The organism is Plantactinospora sp. ZYX-F-223 (assembly GCF_039649625.1).
Classification (GTDB): domain Bacteria; phylum Actinomycetota; class Actinomycetes; order Mycobacteriales; family Micromonosporaceae; genus Plantactinospora.
The window spans coordinates 438,371-451,550 of record NZ_JBDJAV010000001.1 but is presented as its reverse complement, the minus strand read 5'-3'; the positions used below and the strand labels follow the sequence as shown (position 1 = coordinate 451,550).

Here is a 13,180-nt window from a genome sequence, read left to right as displayed (position 1 = left end):
CGGCGGGTGAGGTTGTCCAGCGCCGCCGTGGAGGAGTTGTAGATCGAGGAGCCGGCCCGACCGCCCGTTCGAGGGATCCGGGCGGTCCACTGTGGGTAGTCGCTCCAGCCGGCGATCATCCCAATCTATGGACGTCTATGTTGCTGCCTCTCCGGTGATGTGTTTCGGTCAATGCAGAGGAGTGCCGGTATGACCGGTATCCAGGGGAGGCACACCATGAATCCAGTTAAAAGGCTTACGTGGGGAGTAACGGGTCTCGCCCTGCTGCTCGCGTTCGCCGTACCCGGACCGCCGGCAGGCACGGCCGCGATGGCGGGACCGCCGGGCCTCGCCGGATACGCGGTACCGGCCGAATCCTCGGCCCCGCCCGGCACACCCGGGGCCGACCCGACGGCGGGTACCGGTGCCCGGACCGTCAGCCTGGTCACCGGTGACCGGGTCACCGTCACCACCGACCTCAAGGCGAGCGTCGAGCCGGGACCCGGCCGGACCGGCATCGAGTTCCTGACCCGGAGAGTCGGCGACCGGCTGCACGTCATCCCGACCGACGCCCTCGCCCTGGTCCGCAGCGGGCGCCTGGACGAGCGGCTCTTCGACGTCACCGCCCTGCTGGAGTTCGGCTACGACCGCCGGGGAGACCTGCCGCTGCTGGTGACGTACGCCGGTATCGACGACCGGGTGCAGGGAGAGCGCGCGCTGGTCGGGGCCGGCGCGCGACTGGTCCGCGACCTCCCCCCGGTCGCCGGGCAGGCCGTCGCGGTGGACCGGGCCGGGCTGCCCCGGTTCTGGACCGACCTGACCGGGACGGAGCCGACCCGGCGCACCATGGCCGCGACCGTGCGCACCGTCTGGCTCGACGGCCTGCGCCGGCCCGCCCTCGCCGAGAGCGTCCCGCAGGTCGGCGCGCCGGCCGCCTGGGCCGCCGGCTTCGACGGCAGCGGAGTGACCGTCGGGGTGCTGGACACCGGCATCGACGAAACCCACCCGGACCTCGCCGGACAGGTGACCGGGCAGCGCAACTTCACCGACGGCGCCGAGGACGACCGGGACATCGCCGGACACGGCACGCACGTCGCCTCCACCGTGGCCGGTACCGGTGCGGCCCGGTTCAAGGGCGTCGCCCCCGGCGCCCGGCTGCTGGACGGCAAGGTCTGCGCGGCCGGCGGCTGCGCCGAGTCCGCGATCATCGCCGGCATGCAGTGGGCGGCCGAGTCGGGCGCTCAGGTGGTCAACCTGAGTCTGACGGGGCTGGACAGCCCGGTGGTGGACCCGGTCGAGCAGGCCCTCGGGCAGTTGACCGAGGCGCACGACACCCTCTTCGTGGTCGCCGCCGGCAACATCCCGGGCACCAGCACCATCGGCTCACCGGCCACCGCCGACGCCGCGCTGGCGGTCGGCGCGGTCAGCAAGTCCGACACCCTGGCCGGCTTCTCCAGCCAGGGCCCCCGGCAGGGCGACGGCGCCATCAAGCCCGACCTGACCGCCCCCGGCCTGGACATCGTCGCCGCCCGGAGCATCGACACCGGGCCGGACGTGCCCGAGGGCAGCGGGATCAGCATGTCCGGCACCTCGATGGCCACACCGCACGTCGCCGGGGCCGCCGCCATCCTGGCGCAGCGCCAGCCGGACCTGCCGGCGGGCAACCTGAAGGCCGCGCTGATGGCCGCCGCCCGGCCTAACCCCGAACTCAGCGTCTTCGCCCAGGGCGCCGGCCGGCTGGACGTCGCCCGGGCGCTCGACCAGCGGGTCACCGCCGATCCGCCGAGCCTGAGCTTCGGCCGGCAGGCATGGCCGCACGACGACGACACCCCGGTCCGGCGTACGGTCAGCTACCACAACGCGGGCACGGCGGCGGTCACGCTGCAACTCGGGGTACGGGCGGTCGCGCCGGACGGCACCGCCGTGCCGACCGGGATGTTCGCGGTCACGCCGAGCAGCGTCACCGTGCCGGCCGGCGGCACCGCCGAGGCGACCGTCACCGCCGACACGGCCGGCAGCGGCGGCCCGCTGGGGCAGCTCACCGGCCACCTCACCGCGACCGTGAGCGGTGGCGGGAGTGTGCCCACCCCGCTGGCGGTCGACCGCGAGGTGGAGAGCTACGACGTCAAGGTCTCGCACCTCGGCCAGGCCGGCGAGCCGACCAACGGTTATCTGACCATGCTGGCCGCGCTGGACAGCGCCGGATCGATCTCGATGCCGGTCACCGAGGACGGCACGGCAACCCTCCGGGTGCCGAAGGGGCGCTACGCCGCGCTCACCGCGATCACCAGCCCGCTGGACGGCACCTATCTGACCAGCATCCTCGCCCAGCCCGAACTGGAGGTCAGCGGCGACCGGAGCGTCGTCCTCGACGCCCGGCTCGGTCGACCGCTGGAGGTGACCGTGCCGAACAGCGGCGCCCGGCAGGTCTTCGCCGAACTGGCCACCAGCGTGCTGGCCGCCGGACGCACCGCCGAGGTCGGCACCCTCGGCGGCACCTTCGAGCGGCTGCGTACCGGTCGGGTCGGGCCGGACCAGGCGGCCGCCGGGTTCGTCTCCCGGACCACCGCCACGTTCGCCCCGGCCGACGCCGCGGACCACTCGTACGCGTACCTGCTGTGCTGGCTCGACGAGGGGCGGATGGGCAACGGCTTCACCCGGCAGGTGACCGCCGCCGACCTGGCCACGGTCCGAGCCGACCACGGCCACGAGTCCTCCGGCAGCAGCGGCCGGAAACTGGCCTGGGCGGTGCTGCCGGAGTCGGTGATGGGCGGGTTCGCACACGCGATGACCTTCCCGCTGCCGTCGACCCGGATCGAGTACTACAACACCGACGGCCGGGCGCAGTGGTTCCGTTCGGTCGACGAGACGACCGGCTCCGGTACGGAACAGGCGTACCTGACCAGCCTGGTGGCGCCGCCGGTGGCGTACCGGGCCGGGCAGTCGTACCAGGAGCAGTGGAGTCGCGGGGTGTTCGGGCCGACGGTGGCGGCACCGCCGTACGAGCACCAGTGGGTGACCCGGCTCGGCGACACCCTCACCGTGCAGGCCCCGCTCTACGGTGACGGCGTCGGCCGGGCCGGCTTCTCCTCGATCGCCACCGGCCGGATCACCCTGGAGCGCGACGGCAAGGTACTGGCCGAACTCGACGGTCTGAACGGGACGATCGAACTGCCACCCGAGACCGGCAACTACCGGCTGACGATGACGGCGGAGCGGGGCGGGCCGGCGACGCTCTCCACCCGGGTCAGCGTGACCTGGACGTTCCGGTCCGGGCACGTCGCCGGGGAGTCGCCGGTCCGGCTACCGATCTCCACGGTGCGCTTCTCGCCCCGGGTGGACAACGACAACAGCACCCCGGCCGGACAGACCGGCACCATCCCGGTGACCGTGACGGCGCAGCCCGAGTCGGGAGCCGGCGCCAACGAGAACCTGACCGTCGAGGTGTCGTACGACGACGGGGTGAACTGGGCTCCGGCGGAGGTGACGGCCGGGCAGGCGGTGCTGCGGCATCCGGCCGAGCCGGGCTACGTCTCGCTGCGGGCCAGCGCCACCGACACCGCCGGGAACACGGTCACCCAGACGGTGATCCGGGCATACAAGATCGGGTAGCGGGCGTACGGGTGCGGTGGCCGGAGTCTGCCGGTCACCGCACCCGTTGACCATCCGGCGGAGAGCCACGGCTTCCTCACCCGGACGGGGTAGGGTCCCAGAGGTCGCACCCACACCAGCACGGATGGCGAGTCGGCGACGTGGAGTATCGGATGGCCCAGGAAGTCACGTTCGACAGCGTCGCCCCGGTGGTGCCCGTGCGGGACCTGGACGCCGCGCTCGACCGCTATCAACGGCTCGGCTTCACCGTTCGTCCGTACGACGGCGGTGAGCGCTACGGCTTCGTCGAGCGCGGGCCGGTATCCCTGCACCTCACGGAGTGGGCAGAGCACGACCCCGCCCGGACGGCGGCAACCGTCTACCTCTACGTGTCGGACGCCGACACACTGCACGCCGACTGGGCCCGGTCAGGTGTCGAGGGTCGGCTGGGCGAGGTACGGGACACCCCGTACGGCCTGCGCGAATTCGCCTTCGTCGACCCGGACGGCACGCTGCACCGGATTGGCTCCCCGAGCCCGGCCCGGCAGACGTAGCCGTCCGGTCCCGTCAGACGTAGAAGGCGTCGAAGGGCGCCCAGGGCAGGTTGCGCAGCACCGAGAAGACCCCCCAGGCGGCGAGGAAGATGCCGATCGTCTTCGGAGTGATCTCCAACTGCGGCAGCTTCCAGCCGAAGATCTGCCGCCCGGCCCAGGCCACGTAGAGGTAGAGCAGGAAGGGTAGGGCGAAGACGAAGAGCAGGTGGTGCCGGGCCGCCGCCGGCAGGTCTCCGTGTAGGACGTACCAGAACGCGCGGGTGCCGCCGCAGCCCGGGCAGTCCAGCCCGGTGGTGAGTTTGAGGATGCAGGACGGCGCCGCATCGGGTGCGCTCCGGGTCGGATCGGCGAAGAGGGTGTAGCCGACCGCGCCGGCCAGGCAGCCGAGCGCCGCCACCGGGGCGAGCCAGCGGGGCGCCCGCGCCTGGATCCGGTTGACGAACCGGGTGAGCCGGTCGGGCTCGGGAGCCTGGTAGGGGGGCACCGGATAATCCGGATAGGCCGCCGCCCCGCTCGGCCAGCCGGCGTCAGGTGCCGTCCCGGCTTCGCCGGACCGGGTCTCGTCAACGCTCGTCATTCCGCCCTACCCGTCGCCGATCGCGTCCGCCACAGCGTCGGCATCGCTCGCCACCGCTCGCGACGCGCCGCCCGCCGGCCCAGCGGACGCCGGCCGGCTCGTCTCACCGTACCGCGAGCATGCTGGCGAGGGCGGCGGCGAGGGGCCCGGCGAGGTCTCCGCCGACCGGGGCCGCCACCGCGCCCAGGCCGAGCCAGCCGGCCAGCCGGTGCAGCTCGGCGGCGAGGGCCCGGGCGGTCTCGACCGGATCGATGCCGGGCTCGGCCCAGGCCGCCGGCACCAGCAGCGTCCCCGCCTTGCGGTCGGCCTTCAGGTCGACCCGGGCGACGAACCGGTCGCCGAGCAGGAACGGCAGGACGTAGTAGCCGTACACCCGTTGGGGTGCGGGCACGTAGATCTCGATCCGGTAGCTGAACCCAAAGAGGCGCTCGGTGCGGGACCGTTCCCAGATCAGCGGGTCGAAGGGGCTGACCAGGGTGCTGGCCCGGATCCACCGGGGCAGGCGGGCGTCCCGGTGCAGATAGCCGGGCAGCCGCCAGCCCTGCACCGTGACCGGCCGCAGCACGCCCGCCTCGACCAGCTCGGCGAGGGCGGTGCGGGCGGCGGCGACCGGCAGCCGGAAGTAGTCCCGCAGCTCCGGCTCGGCCGCCACCCCGAGCGCCCGGGCGGCGATCTCGACCAGCTTGCGGTGGGCCTCCGCCGGCTCCGGGGTCGGCGCGGCCAGCACCTCCGGCGGCAGCACCCGCTCCGGTACGTCGTAGACCCGGGCGAAGGAGCTGTTCCGGGCGGCGGCGGTCAGCTCACCGGCCCAGAAGAGGAATTCACAGGCACGCTTCACCGCCGACCAGTTCCAGCCCCAGTTGCCGGTCTCCCGGGGCGCGTCGTGCTCGATCTCGGCGGCGGTCATCGGGCCGCTGGCGCGTACCTCGTCGAGGACCCGGGCGACCAGCTCCGGCTGCTCGACGGCGATCCGGCGCATCCCGCCCCAGGCGTCGGTGTGCGCGGCGGCCATCCGCCAGCGCAGCGCCGGTTGCAGGTCGACCCGGACCAGCGACGCCTCGTGCCCCCAGTATTCGAAGACGTCCCGGGGACGCCGGTAGGCGGCCCGGTCGAGCAGCTCGGCCGGATAGGGCCCGAGCCGGCTGTAGAGCGGGAGGTAGTGCGCCCGTTGCAGGACGTTGACCGAGTCCATCTGGAGCAGGCCGAGCCGGTCGAGCACCCGGCGCAGATGCCGACGGGTCGGCACGGCTCCGGGCGCGGGATCGGCGAAGCCCTGAGCGGCCAGCGCGATCCGCCGGGCCTGCGGCAGCGACAACGATTCGGGTACGGCCATCGCCCCGGACCCTAGTCGACGGGTCCGACACGACGCGCTGGGCCTGGACCTGACCCGCAAAACGGGATAAAACAATCCTGATGTTAGCCGTCAGCCCCGAGGCCCCCGGCGACGCCCTGGCCATCGCCGAGGTGCACGTCCGGAGTTGGCAGACGGGGTACGCCGAGATCATGCCGGCCGAGGTACTGGCCCGGCTGAACGTCGCCGCCTGGGCGCAGCGCCGCCGTGACCTCGGCACCGCCGAGCCCGACCACCCGTTCCGGACCCTGGTGGCCCGGAGCGACGACGAGGCGGTGCTCGGCTTCTGCACCGCCGGGCCGTACCGGATCGACCAGGACCCGGACCGCCTCGACCACCGGTACGCGGAGATCCTCGGCCTCTACGTCCGGCCCGGGCACTGGGGCGCCGGAGTGGGCCGGGAACTGCTGGCCGCCTCGGTCGCCGAGCTGACCGCGCTCGACTGGACCGAGCTGCGGCTCTGGGTGCTCGCCGACAACCGGCGGGCCCGCCGGTTCTACGAACGGGCCGGGTTAGTCGCCGATGGTGAGCGGTCGAGCTACGAACTGCAACGGTCGGGGGGACGGCCGCCGCTTGGGCTGGTCGAACTCCGCTACGCCGCCCGACTCGGCGAGCTGGCCCGGTCCCCGGACCGGTAGCGCGAACAGCAGTGCGACGCTGATCCAGACATAGAAGTTGCTGCCCAGGAAGCCGAGCAGGCCGTCGAAGCGGCGTTCCCAGATCCAGACCAGCCGACTGATCAGCACCAGGTACGCGAAGACCGCGAACCGCAGCAGCCAGCGCCGCCGCCCGCTGCCGGCCGGGGCGGCGTACGCGTTGTCGACCAGCAGGATCAGCGCGGGGATCAGCCAGACCAGGTGGTGCACCCAGGTGACCGGGCTGACCAGGCTCTGCACCACACCGGTCAGCGCCAGCCCGGCCGCCTCGTCGCCGACCGCCGCCGCGGCCCGGGCCCGCCAGATCCAGACCCCCACCGTCGCCGCCACCAGCACCAGCCAGAGCAGCATGTTCGGATGGTCCGGGTCGAGCCGGGCGACCACGCCCTGCCACGACTGGTTCGAGATGAACGACAGCGACCCGACCCGGTCGGTGTCCCACAGCGCGGTGGTCCAGAACTCCCGGGACGCGTCCGGGGCCACTCCGGCGGCGAGCAGGGTGACCGCGGCCGCCGTGCCGCTGGCCACCAGCGCCGCCCGCCAGCGCCCGGTGACCAGCAGATAGACGATGAAGATGCCCGGGGTCAGCTTGATCGCGGTGGCCAGCCCGATACCCACCCCGGCGAAGCGGCGGTAGCGCTGCGGCAGCCGGCGCCCGAACGGGGTCACCGGGGCGACCAGCCAGAGCAGGTCGGCAGCGACCAGGAACAGCAGCAGCATGTTGACCTGGCCGAAGTTGACCGTCTCGCGCATCGGCTCGAAGGCCGCCGCCAGGCAGAGCGCGACGGCCAGGGTGAACCACCGGGTCCAGCCCGTCCGGCGGGCGATCGGGTCGACCAGCCACCAGATCAGCAGCGCGCTGGCCAGCACGGTCAGGGTGACGCTGATCACCATGGCCGCCGGCCAGCTCAGGTACGCCAGCGGCAGCATCACCAGGGCCGCGAACGGCGGATAGGTGAAGCCGTACTTGCTGTCCGGCTTGAGCCAGTCGTAGATCTCGCCGTCGGCGCGTACCCAGTGGTGCAACGCCCCGTAGTAGACCCGGAGGTCGAAGAAGCCGTGCCGGACCGCCGCCACCGAGAGGAACCCGGTGACCAGCACCGCCAACGCGATCACGAATAGCACCTGGTACCGGGTACGCCAACCGGCACCCTGCGCCATTGCCGCCCCCCTTGCCCTGCGTAGGCTTCCCACTCATGGCTCTCGGGTACGTCCGCCCGGCGCGTCCGTCAGACGCCGGCGAGATCGCACGCATCCAGCTCGCGACCTGGCGGGTCGCCTATCGGAGGATGCTGCCCAAGCACGTGCTCGACAACCTGGACGAGGAATGGCTCGGTCGCCGGTGGAGTGCGGCGGTCGAGGCGCCCCCCTCCGAACGGCACCGCGTCCTGGTCGCCGTCGAGCAGGCCGAACAATCGTATCTGGTGGGATTTGCCGCATCCGGCCCCCCCGACGAGCAGGCGCTGGCCCCGGAGGAACCGGCCGAGGCGCTCGGCGCGGGTGTCGTCGCCGTGACGGACCTGCTGGTCGAGCCGAGGTGGGGCCGGCGCGGGCACGGCAGCCGGCTGCTCGCCGCCAGCGTCGACCTGTGGCGCACCGACGGCTTCGACACGGCGGTGGCCTGGGCCTTCGAGGGTGACGCCGCGACCCGGAAGTTCCTCGGCGGCGCCGGCTGGGAGCCGGACGGGGCGGCCCGGGCGCTGGACGTCGACGACCTGCTGGTGCCGCAGCTCCGGCTGCACGTCTCGCTCGCCGCCGAACCCGAGCCGGGCGCCGCCGCCGAGCCCGCGCAGGGGTGAACGTCAGCCCTTCTCGGCCCCCTCGTTGGCGCCGCGCACGAAGTAGCGCTGGAAGACCACGAAGATGATCGCCACCGGTACGGTGGCCAGCAGCGCCGCCCCGAGCTTGAGCGGGTACTGGTTGCCCTCGCCGAGCGAGCCGCTGACCAGGTCGGCCAGCCCGCGCGGCAGGGTGAACAGTCCCGGATCCTGCACCGCGACCAGGGTGTGCGGCAGCTCGTTCCAGGAGCCCTGGAAGGACATGATGGTCACGGTGATCAGCGCCGGCCGCGCCATCGGCAGCACCACCGACCAGAACATCCGGAACGCCCCGACCCCGTCGATCCGGGCAGCCTCCTCGACGCTGACCGGGATCGACTCGAAGAACTGTTTCATCACGAAGACCCCGGTCGCGTCGACCAGCAGCGGCACGATCAGCGCCGAGTAGCTGTTGTAGAGGCCGAGCTGGTTGAGCACCAGGAACTTCGGGATCAGCAGCACCACCGGCGGTACCGCCATCATCGCCACCACCACGGCGAAGACGGCGCGCCGACCGGTGAACCGCAGCCGGGCCAGGGCGTAGCCGGCCAGCGAGGCGAAGAAGACCCGGCCGAGCGTGACGACGACGGTGACCAGGGTGGAGTTGCCGAGCCAGAGCGGGAAGTCGGTCCCCTCGAAGATCCGCTGCACGCTGCTCAGGTCCAGCACCGACGGCACCGGGGAGAGCGGGTTCGCCGCCGCGTCCGGCTCGGTCTTGAAGGCGTTGCCGAGCTGGATGACGAACGGATAGAGGAAGACCAGCGCGAAGAAGACCAGCACGGCGTACCCGGCGAAGGCGGCCGCCGGGTGGCCGCCCGGCCGGCGGCTCCGGTTCGCCGGGCGCGGGTCGCCGTCGTGGGGCGGGCGGATCGTCGGCCCCGAGCCGGGCTGGGTGAGTACGGCCATCGTCAGGACCTCCGTCCGGTCTCGGCGGTACCCGAACGTCCGGTCCCGGCCGCATCCCGGCGGGTGCGGCGGCGGGATCGTCGACCGGAGCCGCGTTCGCGCAGCAGCCAGCGCTGGCCGAGGGTGAGCAGGATGATGATCAGGAAGAGCAGGAACGAGATCGCCGCCCCGGAGCCGTACTCGAAGTCCCGGAACGCGGTCCGGTAGGAGAGGTACGCCGGGGTCAGGGTGGTCTTCGCCGGATCGCCCTGGCTCATCACGTAGATCTGGTCGAAGACCTGCCAGCTACCGATCACGCCCAGCGCCAGCACCAGGAACATGGTCGGCCGCAGCGACGGCAGGGTGATGAAACGCAGCCGCTGCCAGCGGGTCGCCCCGTCCAGCTTGCCGGCCTCCTCCAGCGCCTCCGGCACCTGCTGCAACGCGGCCAGGAACATCAGCATGAAGGTGCCGGAGGTGGTCCAGACGACCAGCAGGATGATCGAGCACATCGCCACGCTGGGCCCGGCGAGCCAGTCCCACCAGGGCAGCCCGAAGGGTCCGCCCGAGGCCAGCGCCGCCGGTGGCTCGTCCACCCCGACCGCGCCGAGCAGGATGTGCAGCACGCCCCGGCTGTCCGCGAACCACTGCGGCCCGTCGACGCCGAAGAGCGCCAGCAGCCGGTTGACCGCTCCCGAGTTGGCGAAGATGAAGAGGAAGACCACGCTGATCGCCACCGAGCTGGTGACCGACGGGAAATAGAACGCGGCCCGGAAGAATCCCCGCCCGCGCAGCATCCGGTTGTTCACCACCAGCGCGAGGAAGAGCGCCAGCGCGGTCTGCGCCGGCACCACGATCCCGACGTAGTAGAGGTTGTTCCGGATCGAGGTCATGAAGTTCTGCCGGGCCAGCCCGTCCCGGGTGAACAGGTCGGTGTAGTTGTCCAGCCCGACCAGCGGCACCCGGGAGGTGAACGGGCTGCCCTGGCCGTTCCAGTCGGTCAGGCTCACCCAGAGCGCCATCAGGATCGGCAGCAGCATGAACAGCCCGAGGATCACCACCACCGGCGTGACGAAGACCCACCCGGCGACCGTCTCGCCGCTGCGGATCCCACCCCGCCGTCGGGTACGCCGGGGTGCCGGGGTGGGCGCGGCCGGCCGCGTGTCGTCCGGTCCGGCCAGTACGTCGGTCGCCATGGTCCTTCCTCGGGTTCGGTGCGGAATAAGGCGGTGGGGCTGGCCCCGGTCCGGTACGGGGGAGACCGGGGCCGGGGCCAGCGGTCCGGCTCAGCCGCCGAGCGCGGCCTGGGTGTTCTTCTGTACCCGCTCCAGCAGCGCCTTCGGGTCACCCCGGTCCAGCCCCTGCAGGCCGGTGTCGAAGTCGGCCAGCACGCTGTCCATCTTCGGCGCGTTCACCGGGCCCTGGGCGTACTCGGCGCCGTCGATGAACGCCTTGTCGGCCGGGAACGCCTGGGTGTACTGGTCCCGGGCGGCCTGCCGGGACGGCATCACGCCGAACGCCTTGGCGAAGCCCATCTGCTGCTCCACCGAGATCATCGCCTCGACGAACGTGATCGCCTGCTCCTTGTACTTGCTCTTCGCCGCGATCCCCCAGCAGTTGGTGAAGGAGAGCGTGGCCTGGCCCTTCGGCCCGGCCGGCAGCGGGTGCACGGTGTACTTCACGTTCGGGAAGTCGTTCTGCAGCGCACCCTTGATCCAGTTGCCCTCGATCGTCATCGCCGCCGAGCCCTTGCCGAACGCCTCGCCGGCCCAGCCCGCGTCGAGCTGCTTCGGATAGCGGGCCAGTCCCTCGGTGAGCAGGCTCTTGACGTACTGGAGGGCTTGCAGGTTCTCCGGGGTGTCGGCGGTGGCCTGCTTGCCGTCCGGGCTGGTGATCCAGCCGCCGTTCTGCTTCAGGAAGGCGCCGATCCGGTCCCGGGTGTCGCCGATCACCAGCGGGGTGACGCCCTTCGCCTTGAGCTTGCGGGCGGTCGCGGTGAACTGGTCCCAGGTGGTCGGGATGTCCGCGTCGGTCAGACCTGCCTTGGCCCACAGCTCGGTGTTGACCTGGAGGGCGAGCGTGGAGAAGTCCTTGGGGGCGCAGTAGAGCTTGCCGTCCCGGGTGAACGCGGTACGCAGGCTCGGATAGAAGTCCCCGGCGTCGGCGAGCTTGTCCCCGTACGGTTCGAGAGCGCCGACGCTGGCGTAGTCGGCGAACCGGCCGGCGTCGACGTAGAAGACGTCCGGCGGGGTGTCACCGGCGAGTGCCTGGCCGAGCTGCTGGACCAGGTCCTGCGCCGGGGTGACCGTCGCGGTGTTCCCGGAGGCGCTGGCCCAGCTCGCGGCGGCCTGCTGCACCGCCTTCGTCTCGGCTTCGCCGGACGAGCCGATCAGGATCTGCAACGCCGCCGGCCCGCTGCTCTGGCTGGTCTCGGCGCCGTCGTCGAAGCCGCTGCCGCAGGCGGCCGAGCTCAGCAGCGCCGTGGCGGCGATGCCCGCCACGGTCGCCCGGCGAAGGAATCGTCGTGCCATCTCACTCTCCTGGTGGGATTTCGGGGTGTCACGGTGGTCGGGAACGTCCTGGTCTCTGGTCTGCCCGCCGGCCGCTGTCCGCTCGCGGCGCCGGCCGGCGGGCGGGCGGTCAGCCGCTCTGCCGCACCACCAGCGAGGGGCGCAGCAGCACCTGCCCGGGGCCGCCGGCTGCCGGGCCCGACCGGCGGGAGCCGGCCGCGCCGCCCCGCCGCCCCCCGTCGAGTACGTCGGCGAGCAGGTCCACGCAGCAGGCCGCGGCCTCGGCCAGCGGCTGGCTGACGCTGGTCAGCCCGATGGCCTGGGCCACCGGTGTGTCGTCGAAGCCGGTGACGGCGAGCCGGGGCCGCTGGTCCGACCCGGCCGCCCAGTCGCCCGGTCCCCGGACGGCCTGGAGCGCGCCGAGGGCCAGGGAGTCGCTGGCGCAGACGATCGCGGTCGGTGGCTCGGCCCCGGCGAGCAGGTCCCGGGCCGCCGCCTCGCCCTGGGCGAACCCGTCCGGGGCGGCCCGGTCCAGGCCGGTCGGGTCGAGCCCGGCCGACCGCAGCGTGTCGAACCAGCCGGACCGCCGGTCGTCACCGACCTCGGAGCCGGCGGGCCAGCCGACGAAGCCGACCCGCCGGTGGCCGGTGTCGAGCAGTCGACGGGTCGCCTGCGCGACCCCGTCGGCCCCGTCGACGTCGACCCACGGGTGCGGGGACGGCACCGCCGTACGCGCGCCCGATCGCGCCTTCGCCGGGTCGTCCCAGGGCCGGCCGAAGGTCACGAACGGTACGTCCCGCTCGGTCAGCCACGCGGTCCGGGCGTCGTCGTACTCGGTGCCGGTGAGTACGAAGGCGTCCAGGTCGTACGCGCCGAGCAGGCTGTCGTACGCGTCGATCTCGCCCCGGGAGTCGGGCGCGGTGTAGAGCATCACCCGGTACCCGGCGGCCTCGGCGGCCTCGGTCAACCCGTGCAGGAAGCGGTCGAGCACCGAACCGTTGACCCCGTCCCGGGTCGGCTCGATCCGGACCGCGATCAGCCGGGACCGGCCGGTACGCATCTGCCGGGCCGCCTGGTTGGCCCGGTACCCGAGCGCGCTGATCGCCTCCCGCACCCGTTCCCGGGTCTCCTCCCGGACCATGTGCGGGGCGTTCAACACGTTGGAGACGGTCTGCCGACTGACCCGCGCCCGGCGGGCCACTGTCGCGATCGTCACTTTTTCCGCCATAGAATCCCTCGTCGCCCCTCTTGAACGATCCA

The 13,180-nt window shown here is 72.6% G+C and carries 10 protein-coding genes and 1 pseudogene; 4 read left to right on the top strand and 7 right to left on the bottom strand.

Going from position 1 to position 13,180, the window contains the following annotated elements:
• Nucleotides 1–216: 216 nt before the first annotated feature.
• On the top strand, nucleotides 217–3,591 hold the full coding sequence (locus AAH979_RS01890; protein WP_346256001.1) for a S8 family serine peptidase: 3,375 nt from the start codon (nucleotides 217–219) through the stop codon (nucleotides 3,589–3,591).
• A gap of 152 nt (nucleotides 3,592–3,743) precedes the next feature.
• Complete coding sequence (locus AAH979_RS01885; RefSeq protein WP_346256000.1) at nucleotides 3,744–4,124, top strand: VOC family protein; 381 nt, start codon at nucleotides 3,744–3,746, stop codon at nucleotides 4,122–4,124.
• A 13-nt stretch (nucleotides 4,125–4,137) separates the two neighbouring features.
• Here the strand turns inward: AAH979_RS01885 and AAH979_RS01880 are convergent, their stop codons facing one another.
• Nucleotides 4,138–4,701: a DUF2752 domain-containing protein gene (locus AAH979_RS01880; protein WP_346255999.1), complete on the bottom strand. Its 564-nt coding sequence runs from the start codon at nucleotides 4,699–4,701 to the stop codon at nucleotides 4,138–4,140.
• Between the two features lie 103 nt (nucleotides 4,702–4,804).
• On the bottom strand, nucleotides 4,805–6,034 hold the full coding sequence (locus AAH979_RS01875; RefSeq protein ID WP_346255998.1) for a crosslink repair DNA glycosylase YcaQ family protein: 1,230 nt from the start codon (nucleotides 6,032–6,034) through the stop codon (nucleotides 4,805–4,807).
• An 80-nt stretch (nucleotides 6,035–6,114) separates the two neighbouring features.
• Here AAH979_RS01875 and AAH979_RS01870 point away from each other — a divergent pair.
• Nucleotides 6,115–6,555 (top strand): annotated as a pseudogene (locus AAH979_RS01870) (GNAT family N-acetyltransferase); the annotation flags it as partial.
• 9 nt (nucleotides 6,556–6,564) lie between these two features.
• Here the strand turns inward: AAH979_RS01870 and AAH979_RS01865 are convergent.
• Complete coding sequence (locus AAH979_RS01865) at nucleotides 6,565–7,869, bottom strand: glycosyltransferase 87 family protein (protein ID WP_346255997.1); 1,305 nt, start codon at nucleotides 7,867–7,869, stop codon at nucleotides 6,565–6,567.
• A 35-nt stretch (nucleotides 7,870–7,904) separates the two neighbouring features.
• Between AAH979_RS01865 and AAH979_RS01860 the strand changes: the two genes are divergently transcribed.
• On the top strand, nucleotides 7,905–8,507 hold the full coding sequence (locus AAH979_RS01860; RefSeq protein ID WP_346255996.1) for a GNAT family N-acetyltransferase: 603 nt from the start codon (nucleotides 7,905–7,907) through the stop codon (nucleotides 8,505–8,507).
• Nucleotides 8,508–8,510: 3 nt separating this feature from the next.
• Here the strand turns inward: AAH979_RS01860 and AAH979_RS01855 are convergent, their stop codons facing one another.
• From AAH979_RS01855 to AAH979_RS01840, 4 genes are all read right to left on the bottom strand, one after another.
• Nucleotides 8,511–9,431 carry a carbohydrate ABC transporter permease gene (locus AAH979_RS01855; RefSeq protein WP_346255995.1) on the bottom strand — a complete coding sequence of 307 codons (921 nt, stop codon included), beginning with the start codon at nucleotides 9,429–9,431 and terminating at the stop codon, nucleotides 8,511–8,513.
• A 2-nt stretch (nucleotides 9,432–9,433) separates the two neighbouring features.
• Complete coding sequence (locus tag AAH979_RS01850) at nucleotides 9,434–10,606, bottom strand: sugar ABC transporter permease (RefSeq protein ID WP_346255994.1); 1,173 nt, start codon at nucleotides 10,604–10,606, stop codon at nucleotides 9,434–9,436.
• 90 nt (nucleotides 10,607–10,696) lie between these two features.
• On the bottom strand, nucleotides 10,697–11,941 hold the full coding sequence (locus AAH979_RS01845) for an extracellular solute-binding protein (RefSeq protein WP_346255993.1): 1,245 nt from the start codon (nucleotides 11,939–11,941) through the stop codon (nucleotides 10,697–10,699).
• A 109-nt stretch (nucleotides 11,942–12,050) separates the two neighbouring features.
• On the bottom strand, nucleotides 12,051–13,136 hold the full coding sequence (locus tag AAH979_RS01840) for a substrate-binding domain-containing protein (protein ID WP_346255992.1): 1,086 nt from the start codon (nucleotides 13,134–13,136) through the stop codon (nucleotides 12,051–12,053).
• Between the last annotated feature and the right edge of the window lie 44 nt (nucleotides 13,137–13,180).